Here is a 23354-nt window from a genome sequence, read left to right on the forward strand (position 1 = left end):
TGGGTCCGTGGGCGAGGAACTGAAGCAGACGGAGTTCAGTCGCGCGCACCGCCGCGAGTACCGCCGCAAGGTGCAGCTGTGCCTCGACGTTTTCGAGACGATGCTGGCTCAGTCCAGCTTCGACTTCGAGAAGCCGCTGACGGGTATGGAGATCGAATGCAACCTGGTCGACTCCGCATATCAACCCGCGATGAACAACTCCGAAGTGCTCGAGGCGATCGCCGATCCCGCGTATCAGACTGAACTGGGCGCCTACAACATCGAGTTCAACGTGCCCCCGCGCCGGCTTCCGGGCCGCGCGGCCCTCGACCTCGAAGCCGACGTGCGCGCCAGCCTGAACGCCGCGGAATCCAAGGCCAACACCGACGGTTCGCACATCGTGATGATCGGCATCCTGCCGACGCTGATGCCGGAGCATCTGTCGGGAAGCTGGATGAGCGAGTCCACCCGCTACCAGGCGCTCAACGACTCGATCTTCACCGCGCGCGGCGAAGACATCATGATCGACATCGCCGGCCCGGAGCGGCTGAGCCTGCAGACCGCCACCATCGCCCCGGAATCCGCCTGCACCAGCATGCAATTGCACCTGCAGGTGTCGCCCGCCGACTTCGCCGCCAACTGGAACGCCGCGCAGGTGCTGGCCGGCCCCCAGCTCGCGCTGGGCGCGAACTCGCCGTTCTTCTTCGGCCACCACCTGTGGGCAGAGACCCGCATCGAGCTGTTCACCCAGGCCACCGACACCCGCCCCGACGAACTCAAGACCCAGGGGGTGCGACCTCGCGTCTGGTTCGGGGAACGCTGGATCACGTCGATCTTCGACCTGTTCGAGGAGAACGTGCGCTACTTCCCGTCGCTGCTGCCCGAACTCTCCGACGAGGACCCGGTCGCCGAACTGGCCGCCGGCCGCACGCCGAAGCTGTCGGAGCTGCGCCTGCACAACGGCACGATCTACCGGTGGAACCGGCCCGTCTACGACATCGTGAACGGGCGCCCGCACCTGCGGGTGGAGAACAGGGTGCTGCCCGCGGGACCGACGGTGCTCGACATGATGGCCAACGCGGCCTTCTACTACGGGGCGCTGCGGACGTTGTCCGAGGAGGACCGTCCGCTGTGGACGAAGGTGAGTTTCGCTGCCGCAGAGGCGAATTTCGTCGCCGCCGCCCACCAGGGGATGGACGCTCGGCTGTACTGGCCCGGGGTCGGAGAGGTGACCCCGGACGAGTTGATCCTGCGGCAGCTGCTGCCGATGGCCGACGAAGGACTGCGCCGGTGGGAGGTCGCCGCCGACGTGCGCGACCGCTACCTCGGTGTGATCGAGGGCCGCGCCAAGACCGGACGCAACGGGGCGGCATGGCAATCCAGTACCGTCACCGCGCTGCAGGACCGGGGCATGAGCCGCCCGGACGCGCTGGCCGAGATGCTGCGGTTGTACTGCGAGCGCATGCACACCAACGAACCGGTGCACACCTGGGATCTGCCGGCCTGACGCGGCGAGGGTAGGTTGGCGGACATGGCCGACGTCATGGACTGGGACGGCGTATACCGGGGCGAAGCCGACTTCGACGGTGAGCCGCCGTGGAACATCGGCGAACCGCAGCCCGAGCTGGCCGCGCTGTGGCGCGACGGCAAGTTTCGCAGCGAGGTGCTCGACGCCGGTTGCGGCCACGCGGAACTGTCCCTGGCACTGGCCGCCGACGGCTACACGGTGACCGGGATCGACATCAGCCCGACGGCGGTCGCCGCGGCCACCGCGGCGGCCGCCGAGCGTGGGTTGTCGGAACGGGCGTCGTTCGTCGCCGCCGACATCACCGCGCTGAGCGGATTCGACGGCCGGTTCGCCACGGTGGTGGACAGCACACTGTTTCACTCTCTGCCGGTCGAGTCCCGCGACGCCTACCTGCAGTCGGTGCACCGGGCCGCCGCACCCGGGGCGGGCTTCTTCGTGCTGGTCTTCGCCAAGGGCGCGTTCCCGGCGGAGATGGAAGGTGGCCCCAACGAGGTCACCGAACTCGAACTGCGCGAGGCGGTTTCCCGGTACTGGGTCATCGACGACATCCGGCCATCGCTGATCCACACGAACGTGCCGAAACTTCCCGGCATGCCGCCCCCGCCGCTGGATATGCTCGACGAGCACGGTCGGCTGCGGATGCAGGCGTTCGTGCTGTCGGCCCACAAAGACGGCTAGACACCCAGGTCCCGGCGGAAGCCGTCCGGGATCACAAGGTCGGCCGGGGTCAGCTCATGGATCGAGGACAGCCCGAGACCCAGCAGCGCCGAGTCGATTCCGCCACGCAGGATGTCGAGGACATTCTCGACGCCGGCCTGCCCTCCCGTTGCCAGGCCCCACAGGTATGCGCGGCCGATCATCACGGCGCGGGCGCCGAGCGCGACGGCCTTGACGACGTCACTGCCGCGCCGGATCCCACCGTCGAGCACAATCTCGATCTGGTCACCGACAGCGGTGGCGATGGCCGGTAGGGCACGGACCGGAGCCGGGGTGCCGTCGAGGTTGTTGCCGCCGTGATTGGACACCGAGATCGCGGTGACGCCGGCATCGACGGCGCGCCGGGCGTCGTCGACGCGCATGACCCCCTTCAGCATGAACGGGCCGCCCCACTGCTCCCGCAGCCAGGCGATGTCCTCCCAGGTGGGCAGCGGCGTCTGCATCCATTCGCCGTATGCGCCGAAGAACGTCGGGGCGGTGCCGCCGTCGGCCAGGTTCGGGGCGGTGAGGTCCGGCACGCGTCCGGACCTGGCGAAGTCGAGGAGCCACCGCGGCCGCCGCACCGCCTCGGGCGCGAAGCGCAGCATCGCCTTGAGGTCCATCTTCTCCGGTATGGCCGGACTGCCCCAGTCCCGGCCGTTGGAGAAGGACCAGTCGGTGGTGATGATCAGGCCGACGGCGCCGGCTCGGCGCGCCCGCTCCATCCGGCCGACCAGCTTGTCCCGGCTACCGGTCCAGTACATCTGGAAGAATGTCTGCGGATTGGCCGCGGCGACCTCTTCGATCGGCTTGCTGGCGAACGAGGACAGACCGATCGCGGTGCCGCGGGCCGCGGCGGCGCGCGCCACCGCGACCTCACCGTCGGGATGGACGGCCTGCACCCCGGTCGGTGAGATGAGCACCGGGAGCGAAATGTCCTGTCCCATCACGGTGGTGGCTTGATCCCGCTTGCCCGACAGCCCGGCGACATGCGGAGCGAAGCCGAGTTCGCTGAACGCCGACAGATTATCTCCGACGGTGACGCCCTTTTCCGAGCCGGCGACCAGCGCACTGTAGACACTGGCCGGCAACCGCTTCTGCGCGCGTCGCTGCGCCTCGGCGACGGTCTCGAACCAACCGGTGGCGGCCATGGGCGTCTCCTCTGCTTTTCCGCCGTCGACGCTATGGCATCTCGCTGCGCACGGGAACTCACCGGATGGGTAGGCACCTACCCATCCGGACGGGTGCCGCATTGCGCCCTTTCGGGGCGCGCGCCGGCGCCCTGTCGGTCAATAGCGTTGGCGGACATGGACTCCACCACGATGAACCCGCTTGCCCCGTCGCCACGCGGGATGTGGAGCGGCCACGGCGTCCGTGTCCGTCGGCGGTGTGGGCCGCATCGTCGGCACCTCGACCCCGGCACAGTCTGCACGCCGCGGTTCTGCGCCGCGCGCCACGGCAGGCTCCTCACGGTTGATCATGACCTGCGCCCCGCCGAACTGTCCGACGAGCTCGCCGTGCTGCTGGCCGATCAACTCGTCGACAGCGGTGCGCTGCGGGGACAGTCGGAGTTCGAGTTGGTGTTCACCGGGGTGGTGCGCTCCACTGTCGACGGCGGCTTGCCGGCGTGGCTGCGCTTCTACCGCAACTCGCTGGCCAAACTGGAGACCGGTTCGACGGCGTTCGCGCCGATCCACTCCCACGCCGCGGACCTCGTCCGGGGCGGTTGCCTCATCGACCTCGGGGCGTGCTTCGGATTCTTCCCGCTGCGGATGGCGCAGCACGGAATGGACGTGCTGGCAACCGATCTCAACGAGAATGCGATGCGGTTACTGAAGCAGGTCAGCTCGCGGTTGCACCGCCCGCTCACGACGATGGCCTGCGATGCCGCCGACGTAGGGCTGCCCGACGGCAGCGCCGACACCGTGACAGCGCTGCATCTGATCGAACACCTGCCGGACCACATGGTGGCCTCCATCGTCGACGAAGCGGTGCGACTGGCGCGGCGCCGGGTGATCATCGCGGTGCCCTTCGAGGACCGGCCACGCGAATGCTATGGACACGTGCAGCGCTTCGACATCGAGCGCCTGCGGAAGATGGCCGTCGAGCTGGCGCGGCGTCACCCCGGGCTGCGCGCCGAGGCCCACGAATTCCATGGCGGCTGGCTGGTTCTCGACCTGTGATCGCCCGCCGGAGGCGCTAGATCAGCCCCCGCTTGCTGGCGGCGTAGACGGCCTCGGCCCGCCGGCTCACCTCCAGCTTGCGCATGATGTTGCTGACGTGAAATTTGGCCGTGGTCGCCGAGATGTACAGCTTCTCGCCGATCTTGTTGTTCGACAAGCCCGCTGCAAGCAGCCGCAGCACCTCGACCTCGCGATCGGTGAGCTGTGCGCGCGGCTCCGCGCGGCCCGACAACGACCGCACCACCGCAGCCGCGCTGCGTGAGTCGAACGCGCTGTCGCCGGCCGAGATCGCCCTGATCGCCCGGACCAGCTCGGTGGTGTCGACGTCCTTGACCACGTAGCCGCGGGCTCCGGCGTGCACCGCGCGCACCACCAGGTCCTCGTCCAGGAACGTCGTCAGGACCAGCAGCCCCAGCGTCGGGTAGGCCGCGGAGAGCTTGGCGCACAAGGTGAGTCCCTCGAACTCCGAGCCGGCCGAGAGCTTCAGATCCAGCAGCACCACATCCGGCGCGGTGGCACCGACGACGGCCTCGGCCTCGCTCTCCGAGGCCGCCTCGCCGACCACGATGAGGTCGTCGGCGCGCTCGAGAACCGAGCGCAGGCCCTGCCGCAGGATCGCGTGGTCGTCGACGAGAACGAGCCGGATGGGTTTCATGAGGTCACGCTTTCTGACACACGCGGGATACGGGCCACCACCCGGACCCCGCCGATGCGGGAGCGGTACACGTCGAAGGTGCCGCCGTGTTCGCGGGCCCGGGCCCGCATGTTGGCCAGTCCGCGGTGCCGGCCGTCGACGTCGGTGGCTTCGGCCATCCGCAGCATCAACCGCAGTTTCGCCGGGTCCCCGGTCCCGTCGTCGGCGATGGACAGGCTGACCGCGTCGTCACGATAGGACAATCGCACGATCGCGCGGGTCGCGTTGCCGTGCATGGCGGTGTTGAACAGTGCCTCACCGGCGATGCGCAGCAGCGCGTGTTCGATGTCGCCCGGCAGTTCGGCCACGCCCCCCTCCACCCGCAAGGTCACCCGCAGATCCTCGGGCATGTGCACGGTCGCCAGCTGTCCGAGCATCTCGGTGAGGCTGGACCGGTAGGCGTCCCCGGGCTGGTTGAGCGCGTAGATCGCCGACCGCAGCTGCTCGGTGGCCGAGCGGGTCAGATCCTTGGCCAGATCGAGCCGGTCGACCAGCTCACGGCCCCGGCCCGAGGCGTCGATCTCGCTGCGGCACACCTCGATCTGCATTCCGGCCGACAGCACCGTCTGCGCGACGCTGTCGTGCAGTTCGCGGGCGATCCGGTGCCGCTCGGAGTTGAGAACCTGATGCCGTTGGGCCGCACCGAGTTCGCGTTGAGTGGCCAGCAGCTCGGCGTTGCGGGCCTCCGACTGCGCCAGCAGCGTCACCGACTTGGAGAACAGCGCCGAATTCTGCAACGCCACCGCGGTCTGCCCGGCCAGGATGCGCATCACCATGCCGTCGGTGGCGTCGAGGGTGCGGCGCGGCGGCGTCCACGCGGCGAACGCACCGATCACCTCGCCGTCGAGTTCGATCGGGACGTGGGCGTGCCGGCTCTCGATCACCGGCAGCCGGAACTGCGCGAGCTGTCCCCGCAGAATGTCGTTGAGCCGGTTGAGCACCGCGTCGGGCAGCGACGGGCCGGGATCCCTGGCTCCGGACAGTCCCTCGAACGCGTAGGCCGCTGCGCCGGAATCCAGGATCAGGTGGCGCACACTGGCTTCGGGCAGGGCGCCGTCAGCCAACGCCAGCAGCACCCAGTCCGCGTCCAAATGAGCCCGCGCGGCCTCGGCCACCGCGCGCACCAGGTTCTCCGGCCCTTCGATGGTCTGCACCAGCGCACGCGAGATCGTGTCGAGCGCGGCCAGCACACGGTCCAATCGCTGTGCGGTGACCCGGAATTCGGGATAGAAGCGCCCCTTTCCCGAACGCAGGCCGGTGAGCCGGGCCAGGTCCGGTGGTCTGGGGTCGGCGGCGGTCACGATGTCCGCTTCACAGTGCCGCCCGGAACAGGGCGTGCATCTGCGTCTCGTCGGCGGGGCGCGGATTCGTGCTCATGCACGCGTCCTGCAGCGCGGTCTTGGCCAGCCGAGGCAGATCCTGCTCGCCCACCCCGAGTTCGGCCAGGCCGCGCGGCACCCCGACGTCGCGGGCCAGCCGGTCGATCCGGTCGGCCAGCTCCAGAGCCGCCTCAGCGGCCGGGGCGCCAGGATCGGACACTCCCAGGCAGGTGGCGATCACCTTGTAAGGCTCGGGGTCGGCTTCGGCGTTGAAGCGGATGACGTGCGGCAGCAGCACACCGTTGATGACGCCGTGCGGCAGGTCGAGCAGCCCGCCGACCTGGTGGCTCATCGCGTGCGCGGCGCCGAGGATCGCGTTGGTGAACGCCAGCCCGGCCTCCAGCGCGGCCTGGGCCATCAGCACGCGCGCCGGCATCTCCTTGGGCCGTTCGATGGTGTGCACCAGGTTGTCGGTCACCATCTGGACCGCCCGCAGCGCATGGTGGTCGGTGAGCTGGTTGTGCCCCAGCGACACGAACGCCTCGATGCCGTTGGTCAGCGCGTCCAGACCGGTCGCGGCGTTGAGCCATTCGGGCATCGTGGTCAGCAGCCGCGGGTCGATGACGGTGATGTCGGGTACCAGCGCGCGGCCCAGAATCGTGATCTTGGTGTTGCGGGTGGTGTCGGTGACGATGCAGAACTGGGACACGTCGGCGCCGGTACCCGACGTCGACGGCACCACCACCATCGGCGGGATCGGCATCTGCGCCTTGTCGACGCCCTCGTAGTCGAGGATGTCGCCGCCGTTGGCGGCCAGGATCGCCACCCCTTTGGCCGCGTCGATCACCGATCCGCCGCCCACCGCCACGATGACGTCGCAGCCGTGCTCGGCGTACTTCTGGTAGCCCGCAGCGACCTCGTGGTCTTTCGGGTTGGGCGTCAGGTCGCTCCAGAGCGCACCGTGGACGCCCATGTCGGCGAGGTGGGTGACCATCTCTCCGGACCAGCCGGCCTCGATGAGGCCGGGGTCGGTGACGAGCATGGGCCGCTGAGCGCCGAGGCGCACCGCGGCGTGCGCCGCCTCGACCATCGAGCCGACCCCGAACACGATCTCGGGGGCGTGGAACTTCAGCAGCCGGGGCGTCGTCGCCGCACAGCGGCGGTCGAGTTCCGGGGTCAGGGTGGGATACCGCGCTCCCATGCGGTCCAGCGTACGACCCCGGCGGTTCACGGCGTTACCGCCCGACCGCTTCGGCGGCGAAGTCGTGCGCCGCGCTTTCCAGCCCCGTCAGGTCGCGCACGACCCGGACACGGTCGCAGAACTCCGCGTACGCGGGAAGATCGCAGCTGCCCAACCCCCACGAGTACCGCGGCTCGGGGGTCAGCCACACGGTCTCGCGGGCGCGGCGGGTGATCTCCTCGAACGCGGCCAGGTTGGGGTCCTTGGCGTTGGTGCGGCCGTCGCCGAGCACCAGTACCGTGGTGCGCCGGGTGACCGCCGACGAGTGTTCGGCGAGGAATTCTCCGAACACGGCGCCGTAGTCGGAGTTTGCTGCCAGGTCGATGACGTCCCCGCCGAAGATCAGACCCAACGCCTTCTCACCGGGGTGGTCGCGGAACAGCTCGGTGGTCTCGGCGACGTCGGCGACGAACACGAACGAGCGCACCTGGGTGAACAGGTCCTGCAGCCCATGCACCAGGTTCAGCGTGAACCGCGAGGTGGCCCGCACCGACAGGCTCACATCGGCGAGCACCACCAGCCGCGGCCGGTCCTCGGCCCGCCGCACGGTGACCGGCACGAACGGGACGCCGTCGAAGCGCATGTTGCGCCGCATCGTCTGCCCGGGATCGACGCGGCCGGCGGCGGACGCGCGGCGCCGGTGGGTCAGCGCCCCGTGCAGCGTGCGGGCGAGCCGGCGCAGCGAGTCTTCGAGCTCGGCCCGCTCCCGCTCCCCGATCCGGTCGACGTGTGTCTCCCGTCGTTCCCGGCTTTCGACGATCTTGGTCTCCAGCGCCAGCAGCGCCTCCAGATGCCGTTTGAGGGCCTGCGGCAGGTTTTCCAGCACCCCCGCCAGCCGCCTGCGCAGCTCGGCCGCGGCCGCCAGGTCGTCGTCACCGCCGTAACCGCTTTCGTCGTCCAGCCAGCCCAGCAGCGCCTCCTGTTCGGCGATGGTCAGCTCGGCGTCGACGGGTGTGCCCGCGGCGGTCGCCAGATCCCCGGCCGCACCCGCCCCACCGAGGCGGTCGGTGGCGAGCTGGATCCGGTAGGAGTCGTCGGTGCCGTTGCGGCTGTCCTTGGAGAAGGCGATCTCGTCGGTCAGCGCGGCCAGATCGATCTTGTTGGCTTCCTGGTGCAGGTTGTAGCGCTGCGCCAGGTCCTCCTGTTTGAAGTAGTCGCGGATGCTGGCCGGCTTGCCGTGCTCGTGGCCGGGTTCGGGTGTCTGGCTGGGCTCCTCGGACAGCGTGAAGGACTCCAGCTCACCGGTGTCGACGAGGTCGTCGTGGGCGTGGGAGTGCCCGTGGCCGTTCTGCTCGCCGCCGACGCGGACGAGGGAGAAGAACGCGTCGAAGATCTCGTCGAAGATCGGTTCGTCGCGCTGGTCCTTGACCAGGGCGACGCGCAGTGCGGTGCGCAACACGGCCCGGGACGACAACACCCCGGGCTGCCCCGCGCACCGCATCGCGTCCAGCGCCTCGGGTATCGAGACGCGCACCCCGCCCAGGCGCAGCAGCCTGACGAACCGGTGCAGGGTCGCCTCCATCGGCTACAGCGCCCGCCGCCGGCCCAGCGCCGCCGTCGTCGACTCCTTCTTCGGCGTGCCGTAATAACCGTCGGTGAACCGGCCGGGCTTGTCCTTCGCGGCGCGCACCGCACGTCCATCATCGCCATGGTGATGCTCATGCCCATGGTCGTGATCGTGGCTGCTGTGGCCATGCGAGTGGCCGCCATCGTGTGAATGCCCCAGAGAAGCAGGCACTTTGGCGTTCGGATCCACCAGCCGGGGCAGCGCGTCCAGTGCCTTGCGGACGTCCTTGTCGTACTTGACCACCACCGACACCGTGTCCGACAGCACCCGGGCGTCGAGTTCGTCGACGCCGAGCACGGCCAGCGTGCGGGCCCAGTCGATGGTCTCCGAGATACTGGGCGCCTTCCGCAGTTCCAGCTCGCGGAGCCCGCGGACGATGTCGACGAGCTGCGCGGCCAGCGCATCGGTGAGCCCGGTGTTCTTGGACCGCACGATCTCCAGCTCGCGTTCGGCGGCCGGGTAGTCCAGGAACAGGTGCAGGCACCGGCGCTTCAACGCCGCCGCCAGATCACGGGTGTTGTTCGACGTCAGGATCACGTACGGGGCGTGCACGGCACGGAAGGTGCCGATCTCTGGTACCGAAACCTGGTATTCACCAAGCAGTTCCAGCAGTACCGCTTCCAGCGCCTCGTCCGCTCGGTCGATCTCGTCGACCAACAGCACCACCGGCTCGGGTGAGCGCACCGCCTCCAGCAGCGGACGCGGCGCCAGGAACCGGTCGGAGAAGAACACGCTCTCCTGAGCGCCGATACGGTCGACGGCCTCACCCAGATCGGCTGCATCCGAGACGATCTGGCCGATCTTCTCGCGCAGAATCTGGGTGTAGAGCAACTGTTTGCCGTAGTCCCACTCATAGAGCGCCTTGGTCTCGTCCTGGCCCTCGTAGCACTGCAACCGCAGCAGCCGGCGCCCGGTCGCCGCCGCCAGCACCTTGGCCAGCTCGGTCTTGCCGACCCCGGCCGGGCCCTCGATCAGCAGGGGCTTGTCGAGCCGGGTCTGCAGGAACACCGTGGTGGCCAGGCGCTCGTCGGCGATGTAGCCTTCGCCGGCGAGCGCCTCGCGCACGCTCTCCACCGAGTGAAACATGTCAGGGCAGCAGTTCGTCGAGATCGCCGTTCATGCAGTGCTCGACCACCGGGCGCACGGTGTCGAACGTGCACTCCTTGGCGTTCCCCGGGGTGCATGCGTCGCCGAGGACGTGGTTGGTGATGCGGTCCACGTCGGCCTTGTCGCCCTTGATCACCGGGGAGTTCTCGTAGTACTTGGTCGGGCCCAGGCCCAGCCGGTTCTTCGAGTAGCTGTCCTGCTTGACGTCGGTGAACTTCTCGATGATGTTCACGTCGCGCAGCAACCGGATCGCCGCGGCCAGCGCCGCGTCGGCGGCCTGCACATCGGTCATGCCGTAGGTGTCCACACCCATCGCCGCCGCGATGTCGGCGAACCGCTTGTAGGCCACCGGCATGTTGAACGCCCACACCCGGGGCAGGGCGATCGCATTGTTGAGCCCGTGGTGGGTGTCGTAGAACGCGCTGACCGCGTGCGAGATCGAGTGGATGATCCCCAGCCCGCCGGAGTTGAACGCCTGCGCGGCGATGTACTGCGCGTACATCATTCCTTCGCGACCCTTGAGATCGGTTCCGTTCCAGGTGGCTTCGCGCAGGTTCTCGGCGGTCAGCTTGATCGCGCGGATCGCGTTGCCCAGCGACGGTTCGAAGTTCAGCCGTGAGACGTAGGGCTCCGAGGCGTGCGCGAGCACATCGAATCCGCACTGAGCGGTGTAGTCCATCGGGCACTCGTAGTACAGCACCGGGTCGTCGACGGCCAGGGTGGCCACCGACGCGTCGTCGAACGCGACGTACTTGTGCGGATTGTCCGGGTCGGTGGTGGTGTCGGTGATGACGTAGGCCCAGGACGTCTCCGATCCGGTGCCCGCGGTGGTCGAGATCGCGATGTGCGGGGGGTTCTTCGGGTTCTCGCTCTTGTTGAAGCCCTCGAAGTCGTTGACGTTGCGGCCGTCGTGCGCGATCGAGATCCGGGCGCCTTTACACGCGTCGTGGGTGGACCCGCCGCCGATGGAGACGAAGCTGTCGCATTCGTTGTCCTGGTAGAGCTTCACCGCGTCCATGACGTTGTAGTCCTTGGGATTGGACTCGACCTGGTCGTACACGACGACCTCGAGGCCGTGCCACTTCAGCGACTCCGCCATGTTGTGAACGATGTCGGTGCCGCGCAGACCCGACGACATCAGCAGGACGCGCTTGAAGCCCATCTTGAGCGCTTCCGGTCCGACCATCTCGTGGGCTCCCGGGCCCATCATGGCGCGGGGGAACGGGTGAAACTCCTTGATGGGGAAGGGCTTGAGGAGGTCTTCGACCTTCATGGCTGGTCCTCTCTGGCGATGCAGCACGTGTCGGCCACCAAGGTAGGCACGCAACTGTGAGCCACGGAACAGCTTGAGAGCAAGACCGAATCCTCGGACAGCCCAAGTGCGAACGACCGGGCAGTGCCCGGCCTACCCGGTCGGAGAGGTTCCGGCGCGCTTCGGTTTCCGGACGGTGTCGCGTGCGTCGCCCGGGTCCTCGTCGGACTCGTCGTCGTCGAGCATCGTCGCCTCGTCGAACGGACGGTCACCGTCGAGCACCTGGTTGAGTCGCTCGCTGTCCACCGTTGCGGTCCACGATCCGACGAGCAGGGTGGCCACGGCGTTGCCGGAGAAGTTGGTGAGCGCGCGCGCCTCGGACATGAAGCGGTCGATGCCGACGATGATGCCGACGCCGTCGAGCAGTTCGGGCCGGTGGCTCTGCAGCCCGGCGGCCAGGGTGGCCAGGCCGGCGCCGCTGACGCCCGCCGCGCCCTTGGACGCGATGATCATGAACGCCAGCAGGCCCACCTGTTCGGGAATCGACAGCGGGTCGCCGAGCGCGTCGGCGATGAACAGCGAGGCCATCGTCAAGTAGATCGCGGTGCCGTCGAGGTTGAACGAGTAGCCCGTCGGCACCACGATGCCGACGGTAGCGGGCTTCACCCCGGCGTGCTCCATCTTGGCGATCAGCCGCGGCAGCGCCGATTCCGACGACGACGTCGCGACGATCAGCAGGTATTCCCGGGCCAGGTAGCGGACCAGCTTGAAGATCGAGACCCGGGCCACCGTCCACAGCAGCGCGCCGAGCACCCCGAAGATGAAAATCACACAGGTGAGGTAGAACGCCGCCATGAGCACGCCGAGTTGGATCACGGCGTCGAAGCCGGTGTCGCCCACGACTTCGGCGATCGCGCCGAACGCGCCGATCGGCGCCAGCCACAGCACCCCGATGAGAATCCGGAACACCAGCTTCTGCAGTGCCTCGACCCCGCGCAGCAGGCCCTCCCCGGCCGCGCCCATGCCCTGGATGGCGAACCCGACGAGCAGCGCGACGAACAGCGCCTGCAGCACGTTGCCCTCGGTGACGGCGGAGAACAGCGTGGACGGGATGATGTCGGAAATGAAGTCCATTGTGCCGCCGGATGATTCGGCCTCACCGGCGAGTTCTGCGCCCTTACCGGGATCGTGGGGCACGTTGAGTCCGGTGCCGGGGCTGATCAGGTTGCCGACCACCAACCCGATGGCCAGCGCGACCGTCGACATGATCAGGAAGTAGCTGATCGCCAGGCCGCCGACCTTGCCCACCGAGGCGGCGGCCCGGACCTTGCCGATACCGATCACGACAGTGCAGAAGATGACCGGGACGATCATCATCTTGATCAGCTTGACGAACAGTTCGCCGAGCACGCCCAGCGAGGCCGCCGTCTCGGGGGCGAGCAGCCCGACGACGATGCCGGCGACGACCGCGACGATCACCAGGATGTAGAGCCAGTGGGTGCGGTCGCGCTTGGCCTTCTTCGGCGTTTTCCCGGATCCCGGTTCGTCGGCCCTGGTGGCAGTCATGGTCGTGATCCCCTCCGCGCGTGGTGAGGCTGGGATAACCTGATGCGCGGCGGATCACACACGCCCTTGACCACCGGGTGCGCCGGTGCTTGAATCCGAACAACGTTCGAAACCGAACAGTGTTCGAAAGGCGCATGGTGGCACGAACCCGCAGAGCCGGCGCGGCGCTGCCCTACGGGGCACTCGACCGCGACCACCTGGTCAAGCACCTGCTCGAGCTGGCGCGCCGGGTCGGGGTCGAGAACGTCACGATGCGCGCGCTGGCCGCCGAGGCGGGCACCTCTGCGTCGTCGTTGTACTACCACGTCAAGGACAAGGCCGCGCTGCTCGATCTGCTCGCCGAATCGGTGATCGAGAGCATCGCAGTTCCCGTCGACGGCGACTGGGAGCAGCGCACCCGGATGCTCTACACCAACGCGTGGAAGGTCATGATCGACATCCCGGGGGTGGCCGCCATGCTGCAGCAGCGTCCGCTGACCGGGGCCGCCGACGCGATGGACCGCACCGTGCGCCAGATCATGGCCGAATCCGGTTGGCCCGCAGACGAGGTCGCAGCCGCCCACGTGGTGCTCTACATCCACCTGCTCGGATCGGTGCAGCTGGAGCATCACCTGCGCCACCGCGGGTTGGGGGTCACCCCCGCCGACGGTGCGGAGTCGGTGTTCCAGCACGGGCTGCAGGTCATCCTCGCCGGGCTGCGCAGCCGTCACACCGAGACATCCCGCGCCGCACCATGACCGAGGAGAGCTGATGCCGCAGACGTCCCACCCGCTGCATTCACCGGCGTTCTACGCGGGTGACCCGTTCCCCGCCTACCGCGAGCTGCGCGCCACCGACCCGGTGTGCTGGAACGACGAACACCGATTCTGGGCCCTGCTCAAATACGAGGACATCCGTTACGTCTCGACGAATCCGGCGCTGTTCTCGTCGGCCCGAGGCATCACCGTCCCTGACCCGGCGATCGAGAATCCGGTGCTGGACGGCAGCCTGATCTTCACCGATCCGCCGCGGCACCGCCAGCTGCGCAAGCTGATCAACTCGGGCTTCACCCGCCGCCAGGTGGCGATCCTGGAACCCAAGCTGCGCAGGTTCGCCCGGCACGCGCTCGACGCGATCGACCCGTCGGGCACCGAGTTCGCCGAACAGGTGGCCGCACCGCTGCCGACCCGGATGATCGCCGAACTGCTCGGCGCTCCCGACGAGGACTGGGAGCAGTTCCGCACCTGGTCGGACGCGACGGTCGGCATGGACGACCCGGACGTCGAGCTGGACACCTTCGCCGCGCTGGGCGAGCTGTACCAGTATTTCGAAGTGCAGATCGCGCGCCGCCGCGACGGCTCCCTGCGCGACTCCGACGACCTGCTGTCGGTGCTGGTGGCCGCCGAGGTCGACGGGGTGCGGCTCACCGATCAGGACCTCCTGCAGTTCTGCCTGCTGCTTTTGGTGGCGGGCAACGAGACCACCCGCAACCTGATCGCGCTCGGCACGCTGGCGCTCATCGAGCACCCCGACCAGTTCCAGCTGCTGCGGGATCGGCGCGAGCTGGTGCCGACGGCGGTCGAAGAGCTGCTGCGTTACACCTCGCCGGTGGCGAACATGACGCGGTGCGCCACCCGTGACGTCGAGATCCGGGGGCGCCTGATCCGCGAGGGTCAGTACGTGACCATGCTGTACGGGTCGGCGAATCGTGACGAAGACGTGTTCGGGCCCACCGCAGAGCAGCTCGACATCACCCGAAACCCGAACCCGCACCTGGCTTTCGGCTGCGGCGAACACTCCTGCCTGGGCGCGCAGCTGGCGCGCCTGGAGGCCCGCGTGCTGTTCGACGAACTGCTGGACCGGTTCGACCACATCGAACTGGACGGCGCGGTACTGCGGATGCAGGCCACCATGGTGCCGGGAGTGCGACAGATGCCGGTGCGGTTGCGTACTTCCGCGGCCGAGCCGGACACCGTCAGCGTGTGACCGCGGTGAGCGCCTTGGCCACGGCGTCCAGGTCGGCGTCGGTGACGTCGACGTGCGGCGAGATCCGCAGCGCCGGGTGGCGCATCTCGCGAGGCGCACGTTCGGTGCCCAGATAAGTCGTCACGATCTGGTGCTCGGCGATCAGCTGGGCACGCACCGTCATCGGGTCGGCGCCGTCGGTCGCCTCCAAGGTGGTGATCGCACTGGGCTCATCGACATGCTCGACGACCCGCCAGCCCGGCACGTCGGCCAATGCCGCGCGGGTGAGCGCGCCGACCTCCCGCAGCCGGGCCTGCACCGCAGCGGGACCGGCCGCGACGTGCTCGCCCACCGCAACCGAAAAGCTCACGTGCAGGCCGACGTTCGTCTCGGCACGCTCCAGCCTGGTCACCGTGTCCTCCGACAGCAGGCCCGGACGGGTGGCCAGCACGCCGACCCCGCGGGGACCGGCCGTCCACTTCCGCGACGACGAATACACCGCGTCGGCACCGATCCCGGTGAGGTCGAGGTGCGCGAAACCCTGAGCCGCATCGACAATCAGCGGGATGCCGTGCCCCCGGCATGCCAGCGCCATGTCGTGCACCGGTTGCACGATGCCGCGGTGACTGCCCAGCACGGTGAAGTGCACCAGTGCCGGCAGGTGCGACGACAACGCGGCTCCGACCGCGTTGACATCGAGCCGGCCGAACTCGTCGACCGGAAGCACCTCGACACGGAACCCGTTGCGCGCCATGATCGCCAGGTTCGGACCGAACTCACCGGGCAGGCAGGCCAGCGTGCGTTCCCCCGGCCAGTCCCTGAGCAGGACATCGAGCGCGTGGTGGGACCCGGTGGTGAAATGGACTGCGGCGTCGGCCATCCCGGTCAGTGCCCGCACCGCCGTGCGGCTGGCGTCCAGTACCGGCGCGGCCGCCTCGGCGGCGACGTACCCGCCGACCTCGGCCTCGTGGCGGGCATGCTGGGCCGCAGCGTCGATGGCGGCCGTGCTCTGGCGGGAACAGGCCGCGCTGTCGACGTGGACACCCGCCATCGGCGGCCGTGCCGCGCGCCAGGTGTCGGCGAGACTCACTTGACCGCCAGCGACAGGCCGAAGTCCCCGGCCTCGTCGGTCCACCACCGGGTCCGGCGCAGGCCGGCGGCGGCGAGTTCCCGCTCGACGCCGGACGGCCGGAACTTGCACGACACCTCGGTCAGCATCTGCTCACCGGCCGCGAACTCGACGTCCAGATCCAGCATCGGAATGCGCACGCTCTGTGGGCGCGTCGACCGCAGCCACATCTCGATGCGTTCCTCCTGTCCATTCCAGAGCGCGACGTGTTCGAACGCGTCGAGGTCGAAGTCGGCGCCCAGCTCGCGGTTCACCACAGCGAGCACATTGCGGTTGAAACGTGCTGTCACGCCGGCACTGTCGTCGTAGGCACGCACCAACCGGCCGGTGTCCTTGACCAGGTCGGTGCCCAGCAGCAGCGTGTCGCCGGGCCGCATGAACGCGGCCACCGCGGTCAGGAACGCCGCGCGCGGTTCCGGGGTGAGGTTGCCGATCGTCGAACCCAGGAACGCCACCAGGCGCCGGCCCACCGCCGGGATCTCACCCAGGTGCTCCTCGAAGTCGCCGCACACGGCGTCGACCTCGACGCCGGGATATTCGCGCTGGATCGCCGCGCCCGCCTCCTGAAGCACGGAGGCGTCCACGTCGAACGGGATGAAGCGGTGCAGCGCCCCGCGGTCGCGCAGCGCGTCGAGCAGGGTGCGCGTCTTCTCCGACGTTCCGCTGCCGAGCTCCACCAGGGTGTCCGCCCCGGAGACCTCGGCGATCTCGGCGGCGCGGGCCCGCAGGATCTGTGCCTCCGCGCGGGTCGGGTAGTACTCCGGCAGCCGGGTGATCTGATCGAACAGGTCGCTGCCCACGGCGTCGTAAAACCATTTCGGCGGAAGCGTTTTCGGGTACCGGGTCAGGCCGTGCCGCACGTCGCGGCGCAACGCCTCCTCGGCGGCGTCGGCGGCGAGATGGTTGGTCAGGGACAAAGACGGAGGCGACATCACGATCCTTTCAGCGGGGTCAGGTGCACGTGTGTGCCTTCGACTTCGACGAGGTGACGATCCGGAACCTCCTGCCAGGCCGGGTTGTCGTCGTAGGGTTCGCTGGCGAGCACCACGCCGTCGTCGCGGCGCAGGACCGACAACGTGTCACCCCAGGTGGTGGCCAGCAGCCGGGAACCATTGCCGGCCAGGATGTTCAGGCGTGCGTTCGGGTCGTGGGCGGCCACCTCTGCCACGGTGTCGCCGAGTGCGTCCATGCCGCGGTCGAAGATCAGTGCCGCGAGCAGCGCGCTGTCGTTGACCGACTCGGCGTGCGGCGAGGCCGGCAGCACCGACCGGTCGACGAGCCCGTTGTGGGACAGCAGCCAGGCGCCGTCGGTGAACGGCGCCGACGCCGAGGCCTCGATGGGCATGCCCACGCTGGCGGACCGCACGGCGGCGACTACGCAGCCGCTGCGCAGCGCCGGGGCCACGGACGCGAACGACGTGTCGCCCCACAGCGGTGCGGCGCTGCGCCAGCGTCGTGCCACCGGGCCGTCGAAAAAGCCCACACCCCAGCCGTCGGCGTTCATCAACCCGTGCTTCTGTCGGCGCGGCGAATACGATTGCACCAGTAGTCCCGAGGGTGGCTCGAGCACCAGCGACGCGATCGAGACGGGATCACCGAGCCAGCCCAGGTGCCTACACATCCCACACCAGCCGCACGCCGGAGAAGATCTGCCTGCGGATCGGGTGATCCCAGTTACGGAAACTGGGGCGCAGGATGTTCGGCGCCACCGCCCACGACCCACCGCGCAGCACCCGGTACTCGCCGGACGCGGTGCCGTCGAAGAACGGCTGCGAATACTGCTCGTAGATCATCGGCGTGAAGCCGGGCCACGGCCGCAGCGACGACGTCGTCCACTCCCACACGTCGCCGAGCATCTGCTCGGCTCCGTAGGCCGACGCGCCGTGCGGGTAGGCGCCGACGGGCGCCGGGCGCAGCGCTGCACCGCCGAGGTTGGCGATGTCGGTGGTGGGTTCGGTTGTCCCCCAGGGATATCGCCGCCTGGTCCCGCTCACCGGGTCCCAGGCGCAGGCCTTCTCCCACTCGATCTCGGTGGGCAGTCGGGCGCCGGCCCACGCCGCGTACGCCTCGGCCTCGTAGTAGGTGACGTGCTGGACGGGCTCGTCCCCGGGGATGTCCTCGACGTGCCCGAAGCGGGTGCGGGTACCCGCCAGGGTTCCGGCGTTCCAGAACAGCGGGGCGGTCAGGCCGGCCTGCCGGCAGTGCGCCCAGCCCGCGTCCGACCACCACCGCGGCTGCTGATAGCCGCCGTCGTCGACGAACTGCTGCCACTCGGCGTTGGTGACCGGCACGCGGCCGATGCGGAAGGCGGGCACGTCGACGATGTGTGCGGGCCGCTCGTTGTCCAGCGAGAACGGTTCGGTCAGTGCGTCGACGCCCAGCACGAACTCACCGGCCGGAACCAGGACCGAGCTGCCGGCCACCCCGGCCCGGCCGGCCGGCAGCTCGGCTCCCCGATCGAGGATCGGCGCACCGGACCGCAGGCTCAGGGCCTGCAGCATGGTCTCGTCGTGCTGATTCTCGTGGCTGACCACCAATGCGAACGTGAAGGCGTCGGGGTGGTCCTCGGGCAACGCGTCCAGCGCGTCGAGCACCTTGCCGCGCACCGTCGCGCAGTAGCTGCGTGCGTCGGTCGGCGGCAGCAGCGGCAGGTCGACGCGGCTGGCGCGGGAGTGCACGAAGGCGTCGTAGAGATCGTTGACCTGCGGGGAAAGCAGCCCGGGTCGGTTCGGGTCACCGCCGCGCAGCAGCCACAGCTCCTCTTGCTGGCCGATGTGGGCGAGGTCCCAGACCAGCGGGCTCATCAGCGGGTCGTACTGGCGCCGCAATTCGGCATCATCGAAGTCGACCAGCCGCAGCGTGCGGTCCCTGGCCCTGGTCAGTTCGCCGGCGAGTACCTCGCGTGTCGTCACAACTCCCCTTGTGCCAGTGCGGTGACCGCGGGCGCGATCCCGTACGCCACCACACGGTCGGCGAAATCGTCGGCCGGGCAGCGACCCTGTTCCACCGAACGTACGAGCATCGCCATCGATTCCTCGAGTCGGGTGGGTGCGCGTTCGGCCGCGGCCTGCACGCACCGCACGGCGGCGCGTCGCAGCCGGCGGTCTTGCAGTCCGAGTTGGGCGGCACGGTCCCATGCGGTGGCCACCGGCTCGGTGGCCTCGGCGGCGATGTCGGCCGCCGCCGGATCGTCCAGCAGCGTGGTCAGCGTGAACACCACGGCGGGCCACACCGGATCCGGGACGCTGTCGAGGTAGCGCACCTCCAGAAAGCCACGGGGCCGCACCGGCGGAAACAGCGTGGTGAGGTGATAGTCGAGGTCGGCGGCGGTCGGCCTGCGGTTCCCGAGCAGCACCCGCCCGTCGGCCCAGTCGGCGAACGGCACCCAGTCGGTGACCGGCACCGGATCCGGGTTGTGCACCAGCATCACCGGCGCGCGCAGCGCGTAGCGCGCCCAGTCGCTGGCAGGGTCGGCACCGCTGGCCCCGAGGATCGGCCCGCACCGGGCGGAATCCAGGCGGCTCCAGACCAGTTGCCGAGTGGACTGCCAACCGGTGAAGTCGTGGCCGAGGATCGGCGAGTTCGCGGTGACCGCGATCATCGTGGGCCCGAGCGCGTGCGCCAGCCGCACCCGGTCGGCCCAGCCCGGCTGCGGGCCCGCCTCGACGTTCACCTGCACCGAGGCGGTCGAGGTCATCATCGCCGCTCCGGCGGCCGGGGTGCCGCTGGCCCGGAAGAACGTCTCCATCGCCGCGTACCGGGCGCCGGGGTTGACCCGCTCGGCAGGCCGCAGCGGGTCCGCGCCCAGCAGCGCCAGCCCGAGCCCGTTCCGGCCGAACGCGTCCCGAAGCACCGCCCGGTCCGCGGCCATCGCCGCCACCGCGGCGGCCACGCCGCCGGCGGGGGGACCCGACAACTCCACCGCCCCGCCGGGTTCGACAGTGACCAGGCTGCCGCCCGGCAGTGGGGGCAGCGCGGCGATGATCGCCGTGAGTTCGTCCCAGCCGGGCCTGCGTCGGAGATCGGCCAGGTCGTAGCAGTGGGCCTCGATCTCCAGGCCCACCGGCCCCACCGGACTGTCCGTCAGGCACCGGTCGACGATGCGGTGTGCCGCCATTTCCGCGCTGGTCAGTGAATCCACGCGTGGTCCGGCGACCTCGCCGGACGCCATGGTGCTTGCCATCAGCCACCCCCTCCGGGTGTGGAACGGTCGCTGCCCTCTCCTATCTTCCAGAGCGGACCGACAAAGTCCCGCGATTTAACCGGTGACGCCTGGATGACATCTGCGCGACTTATTGCCCCAGCGTGTTCTGCATCGCGCCGGCCAGCACGTTGACCGCCGGGCCGCCGTTGCCCGATTGGCACACCTTTGCTTGCAGCAGCACGTTCTCCCGCAGCCGGGTGGTGACGAAGCACCGGCGGTCGGTGCCGGCCTCCTGCTTGACCCAGTTCGCGTCGGTGGCGGTGGTCGGGCCGCCGGTGAACGTCCACACCTGGGTGGTGACGTTGTCCAGGTGCATCGCCGTGGTCTGGCCGTCGCAGCCGACCGTGCGGTCCACGAGCCGGTAGAACGCGCGGTCGGCGGCCTCGGCGGTCGCGAAGACCCCGACCGCCTGCTTGACGAAATGTGCCATGTCGGTGGGCGACTCGTGGGTGGTGGCGCCGTTGAACGCCGCGAGGTCGGGGTCGTTGTACACCTCGGGCAGTCCGATGTCAGCCCAGTTGTTGCAGACCGGGTTGTCCACCCAGAACGCCTGGAAGGGGCGGGTGAACACGGACTCGAACCGCAGGCGGGCGCCGACGATGTTGCCGACCGCGCCCTTGCTCATCACCGCGTAGTTCACGACGCCGGGATCCGACGGACGCGCCTGTGCGGGGGCTGCCGACGCCACCGACATCGCCATGACGGCCGCGGCGACCGCCGCGGCCGACACGTCAGTCCTTCCGATGCTCATTCACCCGATCATGCCAGCCGGCCCTCGCCGGCATGCCCGTCGAGGAATATGCCGAACGGATCCTCGTAGCGGCGCCAGTCCTGTGGCTGCTGCATCTCGTCGTCCGTGAGCAGCGCTGCGCCGAGCGCGTCGCGGATCTCGGCGGGCTGTGCTCCGCACACCAGCACGGTCATCGAGGTATGCCGATCCCCGTGCCGGTAGTCCCAGATCAGGTCCGCCATCGCGCGTCGCTCCGGGGCTACATAGGCGACCTCACGAGAAGTCATGGCCGCCAGCCACTTTCCCGCCGGTGTGACACGCAGTCCGCCGCCGGCCGACTCCAGCCACACCACCTGCTCGGGTCGCGTGGCCAGCCACAGCCGCCCCTTGGTGCGGACCACCCCTTCAAGGAGGAGATCGACCGCCGTATGGAGCCGGGCAGGATGGAAGGGACGCCGGGACTGGAACTCCATGAGGCCGACGCCGCCTGCCGGAGCGAGCGGGGGCTGACCCGACAGCAGCGACCCGTGAGGATCGTCGATACGGCCGCGTCGTGCCTGCGGCTCCAGGTGCGCCAGCGCCTGGTTCAGCCGCTCGGTGCCGACAGTGACGCGGGCTGCCGGGGTCAGCCGCCGGACGACGGCGAGGGTCTCCGGTTCGGGCCGGTTCAGGACGACCACGTCGGAGAACTCGACCTGTCCGACGACCACCTGGGCGACGGTGCGGCCGTCGTCGAGTTCGGCGTCGCCGAGGGCTTGCGGGAGCCAGGTCGCGGTGTCCACCGTGGTCACGACGGCCGCCACCGTCACGTCCCGCGCCGCCCGGGAGTGGCCGAGGACGAAGCACACCGGTTCCGGCTCCATCCACGGCGCCAGACGCACGGCGATTCGGTCCACGCCAGGTGTGCGGTGCAACCGGGTGAGGTGCGCGATCAGATCTTCACGCACGGTGCAGTGCACGCAGCACCTGGTGAGCTCGAGCACCGCGTCCTCGACGACAGTCACCCCGTCGGAGACGACGGTGGTGCTGCGGTGCACCACGTGCCCGTCGAACCGGTGCTCCACCCACGCCGTTCCGGCGTCACCCAGGAGCACATCGGCGACCCCGTCGGTGTCGCTCTGTCCCGTCACGACGACGACCGGCGTGCGCATCCGCATCTGACCTCCTCTAATGGGAATGATTTTCAATAAGCTCTCGATCACGGTACAGTCTGGGCACGAGCTTGTCGAAAATGATTTCCATTAAGAAGGGAGTGTCGTGTCCGCCCATTGCCAGGTCACCGGCCGAGCGCCGGGGTTCGGCAACGCGGTGTCGCATTCGCACCGCCGCACCCGCCGTCGCTGGAACCCCAACATCCAAACCAAGACCTACTTCCTGCCGTCCGAGGGGCGTCGGGTCACACTGCGCGTCAGCGCCAAGGGCATCAAGGTGATCGACCGCAACGGCATCGAATCGGTGGTGGCGCGCCTGCGCCGCGAAGGGCAGAAAATCTGATGGCACGCAACGATATTCGCCCTCTGGTCAAATTGCGCTCCACAGCGGGCACCGGGTACACCTACATCACCCGCAAGAACCGCCGCAACGACCCCGACCGGATCACCTTGCGCAAGTACGACCCCGTGGCGCGTCGGCACGTCGACTTCCGCGAGGAGCGCTGATGGCCAAGAAATCCAAGATCGTTGCGAACGAGCGGCGCCGCCAGCTGGTGGCACGCCACGCCGGGCGCCGAGCCGAGCTGAAGGCGATCATCAAATGCCCCAGCACGTCACCGGAGGCCCGGCGCGCCGCGCAGTCCGAATTGAACCGTCAACCCCGCGACGCCAGCCCGGTACGAGTCCGTAACCGCGACTCGATCGACGGCCGGCCCCGCGGGCATCTGCGCAAGTTCGGGCTGTCCCGCGTGCGGGTGAGAGAGCTCGCGCACGACGGCCAACTACCCGGTGTCCGGAAGTCGAGCTGGTGACGGCGAAGCGGCGAGCGGCCGCGCCCGTGAAGAAGCGGCGAAACCTGTTGACGAGCCTGGGAATCGAGCACGTCGACTACAAGGACACGGCGACACTGCGGCAGTTCGTCTCCGAGCGCGGCAAGATACGGTCACGGGCGGTGGCCGGCCTGACAGTGCAGCAGCAGCGCCAGGTCACCACCGCGGTCAAGAACGCCCGCGAGATGGCGCTCCTGCCGTACCCGGGTCAGAATCCCGCAGGTCGCTAGCACGC

The 23354-nt window shown here is 69.2% G+C and carries 24 protein-coding genes; 9 read left to right on the plus strand and 15 right to left on the minus strand.

What is annotated here, in order from left to right; all coding sequences use genetic code 11:
• Positions 1-7: 7 nt before the first annotated feature.
• Positions 8-1486 carry a glutamate--cysteine ligase gene (locus KXD97_RS04970; protein WP_260755673.1) on the plus strand — a complete coding sequence of 493 codons (1479 nt, stop codon included), beginning with the start codon at positions 8-10 and terminating at the stop codon, positions 1484-1486.
• Positions 1487-1510: 24 nt separating this feature from the next.
• Entirely contained in the window at positions 1511-2185 is a 675-nt protein-coding gene (locus KXD97_RS04975; protein WP_313901348.1) for a class I SAM-dependent methyltransferase, read from the plus strand.
• Here KXD97_RS04975 and mftD read toward each other — a convergent pair.
• Entirely contained in the window at positions 2182-3354 is a 1173-nt protein-coding gene (mftD, locus tag KXD97_RS04980) for a pre-mycofactocin synthase MftD (RefSeq protein WP_260755675.1), read from the minus strand. The two genes, KXD97_RS04975 and mftD, sit on opposite strands and share 4 nt — an antisense overlap.
• 156 nt (positions 3355-3510) lie before the next feature.
• On the opposite strand from mftD, the gene mftM reads away from it, so the two are divergent.
• The gene (gene mftM / locus KXD97_RS04985; RefSeq protein WP_260755676.1) at positions 3511-4386 is read left to right on the plus strand and encodes a mycofactocin oligosaccharide methyltransferase MftM; all 876 of its coding nucleotides are present in this window, start codon (positions 3511-3513) and stop codon (positions 4384-4386) included.
• A 16-nt stretch (positions 4387-4402) separates the two neighbouring features.
• On the opposite strand, the gene KXD97_RS04990 is transcribed toward mftM, so the two are convergent.
• The 7 genes from KXD97_RS04990 to KXD97_RS05020 all read right to left on the minus strand — a co-directional run bounded on the left by KXD97_RS04990 (position 4403) and on the right by KXD97_RS05020 (position 13131).
• Complete coding sequence (locus KXD97_RS04990; protein WP_260755677.1) at positions 4403-5041, minus strand: MadR family response regulator transcription factor; 639 nt, start codon at positions 5039-5041, stop codon at positions 4403-4405.
• On the minus strand, positions 5038-6381 hold the full coding sequence (locus KXD97_RS04995) for a MadS family sensor histidine kinase (protein WP_313901349.1): 1344 nt from the start codon (positions 6379-6381) through the stop codon (positions 5038-5040). Before KXD97_RS04995 ends, KXD97_RS04990 begins: the two co-directional genes overlap by 4 nt.
• Before the next feature lie 10 nt (positions 6382-6391).
• A complete protein-coding gene (locus tag KXD97_RS05000) occupies positions 6392-7600 on the minus strand; it encodes an iron-containing alcohol dehydrogenase (protein WP_260755678.1) in 1209 nt (402 codons plus the stop codon).
• Between the two features lie 34 nt (positions 7601-7634).
• Complete coding sequence (locus KXD97_RS05005) at positions 7635-9161, minus strand: VWA domain-containing protein (RefSeq protein ID WP_260755679.1); 1527 nt, start codon at positions 9159-9161, stop codon at positions 7635-7637.
• 3 nt (positions 9162-9164) lie between these two features.
• A complete protein-coding gene (locus KXD97_RS05010) occupies positions 9165-10292 on the minus strand; it encodes a MoxR family ATPase (protein WP_260755680.1) in 1128 nt (375 codons plus the stop codon).
• A 1-nt stretch (position 10293) separates the two neighbouring features.
• Positions 10294-11586, minus strand: coding sequence for an NDMA-dependent methanol dehydrogenase (gene mdo / locus KXD97_RS05015; protein WP_260755682.1), 1293 nt, complete (start codon positions 11584-11586; stop codon positions 10294-10296).
• A 132-nt stretch (positions 11587-11718) separates the two neighbouring features.
• On the minus strand, positions 11719-13131 hold the full coding sequence (locus tag KXD97_RS05020; RefSeq protein ID WP_260755683.1) for a cation:dicarboxylate symporter family transporter: 1413 nt from the start codon (positions 13129-13131) through the stop codon (positions 11719-11721).
• A 134-nt stretch (positions 13132-13265) separates the two neighbouring features.
• Here KXD97_RS05020 and KXD97_RS05025 point away from each other — a divergent pair, with 134 nt between their 5' ends.
• Together KXD97_RS05025 and KXD97_RS05030 are read left to right on the plus strand one after the other, a co-directional pair.
• Entirely contained in the window at positions 13266-13868 is a 603-nt protein-coding gene (locus KXD97_RS05025; protein ID WP_260755684.1) for a TetR family transcriptional regulator, read from the plus strand.
• A 13-nt stretch (positions 13869-13881) separates the two neighbouring features.
• Positions 13882-15096 carry a cytochrome P450 gene (locus KXD97_RS05030; RefSeq protein ID WP_260755685.1) on the plus strand — a complete coding sequence of 405 codons (1215 nt, stop codon included), beginning with the start codon at positions 13882-13884 and terminating at the stop codon, positions 15094-15096.
• On the opposite strand, the gene egtE is transcribed toward KXD97_RS05030, so the two are convergent.
• The 7 genes from egtE to mrf form a co-directional block, all read right to left on the minus strand.
• Positions 15086-16126, minus strand: a complete 1041-nt coding sequence (egtE, locus tag KXD97_RS05035; protein WP_260757841.1) for an ergothioneine biosynthesis PLP-dependent enzyme EgtE — start codon at positions 16124-16126, stop codon at positions 15086-15088. The genes KXD97_RS05030 and egtE overlap by 11 nt on opposite strands.
• A 35-nt stretch (positions 16127-16161) precedes the next feature.
• Positions 16162-17136 (minus strand): L-histidine N(alpha)-methyltransferase, encoded by a 975-nt coding sequence (egtD, locus tag KXD97_RS05040; protein ID WP_260755686.1) that lies wholly within the window; start codon positions 17134-17136, stop codon positions 16162-16164.
• Positions 17136-17825, minus strand: coding sequence for an ergothioneine biosynthesis protein EgtC (gene egtC, locus KXD97_RS05045; protein ID WP_260755687.1), 690 nt, complete (start codon positions 17823-17825; stop codon positions 17136-17138). Before egtC ends, egtD begins: the two co-directional genes overlap by 1 nt.
• Positions 17818-19116, minus strand: coding sequence for an ergothioneine biosynthesis protein EgtB (egtB, locus tag KXD97_RS05050; RefSeq protein ID WP_260755688.1), 1299 nt, complete (start codon positions 19114-19116; stop codon positions 17818-17820). The genes egtC and egtB overlap by 8 nt, the downstream gene beginning before the upstream one ends.
• Entirely contained in the window at positions 19113-20387 is a 1275-nt protein-coding gene (egtA, locus tag KXD97_RS05055; protein WP_260755689.1) for an ergothioneine biosynthesis glutamate--cysteine ligase EgtA, read from the minus strand. The genes egtB and egtA overlap by 4 nt, the downstream gene beginning before the upstream one ends.
• Before the next feature lie 109 nt (positions 20388-20496).
• A complete protein-coding gene (locus KXD97_RS05060; protein WP_396885342.1) occupies positions 20497-21108 on the minus strand; it encodes a sensor domain-containing protein in 612 nt (203 codons plus the stop codon).
• Between the two features lie 59 nt (positions 21109-21167).
• On the minus strand, positions 21168-22289 hold the full coding sequence (gene mrf / locus KXD97_RS05065; protein ID WP_260757842.1) for a ribosome hibernation factor-recruiting GTPase MRF: 1122 nt from the start codon (positions 22287-22289) through the stop codon (positions 21168-21170).
• Positions 22290-22395: 106 nt separating this feature from the next.
• Here mrf and rpmB point away from each other — a divergent pair, with 106 nt between their 5' ends.
• Genes rpmB through rpsR form a run of 4 tightly spaced genes read left to right on the plus strand, consistent with a single transcriptional unit; the run spans position 22396 to position 23349 of the window.
• A complete protein-coding gene (gene rpmB, locus KXD97_RS05070) occupies positions 22396-22632 on the plus strand; it encodes a 50S ribosomal protein L28 (protein WP_260755691.1) in 237 nt (78 codons plus the stop codon).
• Positions 22632-22796, plus strand: a complete 165-nt coding sequence (gene rpmG / locus KXD97_RS05075) for a 50S ribosomal protein L33 (RefSeq protein ID WP_260755692.1) — start codon at positions 22632-22634, stop codon at positions 22794-22796. Before rpmB ends, rpmG begins: the two co-directional genes overlap by 1 nt.
• Positions 22796-23101: a 30S ribosomal protein S14 gene (gene rpsN, locus KXD97_RS05080; protein WP_260755693.1), complete on the plus strand. Its 306-nt coding sequence runs from the start codon at positions 22796-22798 to the stop codon at positions 23099-23101. The genes rpmG and rpsN overlap by 1 nt, the downstream gene beginning before the upstream one ends.
• Positions 23098-23349, plus strand: a complete 252-nt coding sequence (gene rpsR / locus KXD97_RS05085; protein ID WP_260755694.1) for a 30S ribosomal protein S18 — start codon at positions 23098-23100, stop codon at positions 23347-23349. Before rpsN ends, rpsR begins: the two co-directional genes overlap by 4 nt.
• Positions 23350-23354: the final 5 nt, after the last annotated feature.

It is taken from the genome of Mycobacterium sp. SMC-8, from assembly GCF_025263565.1.
Taxonomy (GTDB): Bacteria; Actinomycetota; Actinomycetes; order Mycobacteriales; family Mycobacteriaceae; genus Mycobacterium.

Bases quoted from the DNA above. Each gene is read 5' to 3' on its own strand.
- KXD97_RS05005 (WP_260755679.1), bottom strand. From the start codon at position 9,161: ATGGAGGCGACCCTGCACCGGTTCGTCAGGCTGCTGCGCCTGGGCGGG.
- KXD97_RS05060 (WP_396885342.1), bottom strand. From the start codon at position 21,108: ATGGCGATGTCGGTGGCGTCGGCAGCCCCCGCACAGGCGCGTCCGTCG.
- rpmG (WP_260755692.1), top strand. From the start codon at position 22,632: ATGGCACGCAACGATATTCGCCCTCTGGTCAAATTGCGCTCCACAGCG.
- egtA (WP_260755689.1), bottom strand. From the start codon at position 20,387: ATGGCAAGCACCATGGCGTCCGGCGAGGTCGCCGGACCACGCGTGGAT.
- mdo (WP_260755682.1), bottom strand. From the start codon at position 11,586: ATGAAGGTCGAAGACCTCCTCAAGCCCTTCCCCATCAAGGAGTTTCAC.
- mftD (WP_260755675.1), bottom strand. From the start codon at position 3,354: ATGGCCGCCACCGGTTGGTTCGAGACCGTCGCCGAGGCGCAGCGACGC.
- KXD97_RS05030 (WP_260755685.1), top strand. From the start codon at position 13,882: ATGCCGCAGACGTCCCACCCGCTGCATTCACCGGCGTTCTACGCGGGT.
- KXD97_RS04975 (WP_313901348.1), top strand. From the start codon at position 1,511: ATGGCCGACGTCATGGACTGGGACGGCGTATACCGGGGCGAAGCCGAC.
- KXD97_RS04990 (WP_260755677.1), bottom strand. From the start codon at position 5,041: ATGAAACCCATCCGGCTCGTTCTCGTCGACGACCACGCGATCCTGCGG.
- mftM (WP_260755676.1), top strand. From the start codon at position 3,511: ATGGACTCCACCACGATGAACCCGCTTGCCCCGTCGCCACGCGGGATG.
- KXD97_RS05000 (WP_260755678.1), bottom strand. From the start codon at position 7,600: ATGGGAGCGCGGTATCCCACCCTGACCCCGGAACTCGACCGCCGCTGT.
- rpsN (WP_260755693.1), top strand. From the start codon at position 22,796: ATGGCCAAGAAATCCAAGATCGTTGCGAACGAGCGGCGCCGCCAGCTG.
- egtC (WP_260755687.1), bottom strand. From the start codon at position 17,825: ATGTGTAGGCACCTGGGCTGGCTCGGTGATCCCGTCTCGATCGCGTCG.
- KXD97_RS05020 (WP_260755683.1), bottom strand. From the start codon at position 13,131: ATGACTGCCACCAGGGCCGACGAACCGGGATCCGGGAAAACGCCGAAG.
- mrf (WP_260757842.1), bottom strand. From the start codon at position 22,289: ATGCGCACGCCGGTCGTCGTCGTGACGGGACAGAGCGACACCGACGGG.
- KXD97_RS05025 (WP_260755684.1), top strand. From the start codon at position 13,266: ATGGTGGCACGAACCCGCAGAGCCGGCGCGGCGCTGCCCTACGGGGCA.
- egtE (WP_260757841.1), bottom strand. From the start codon at position 16,126: ATGGCGGGTGTCCACGTCGACAGCGCGGCCTGTTCCCGCCAGAGCACG.
- egtD (WP_260755686.1), bottom strand. From the start codon at position 17,136: ATGTCGCCTCCGTCTTTGTCCCTGACCAACCATCTCGCCGCCGACGCC.
- KXD97_RS05010 (WP_260755680.1), bottom strand. From the start codon at position 10,292: ATGTTTCACTCGGTGGAGAGCGTGCGCGAGGCGCTCGCCGGCGAAGGC.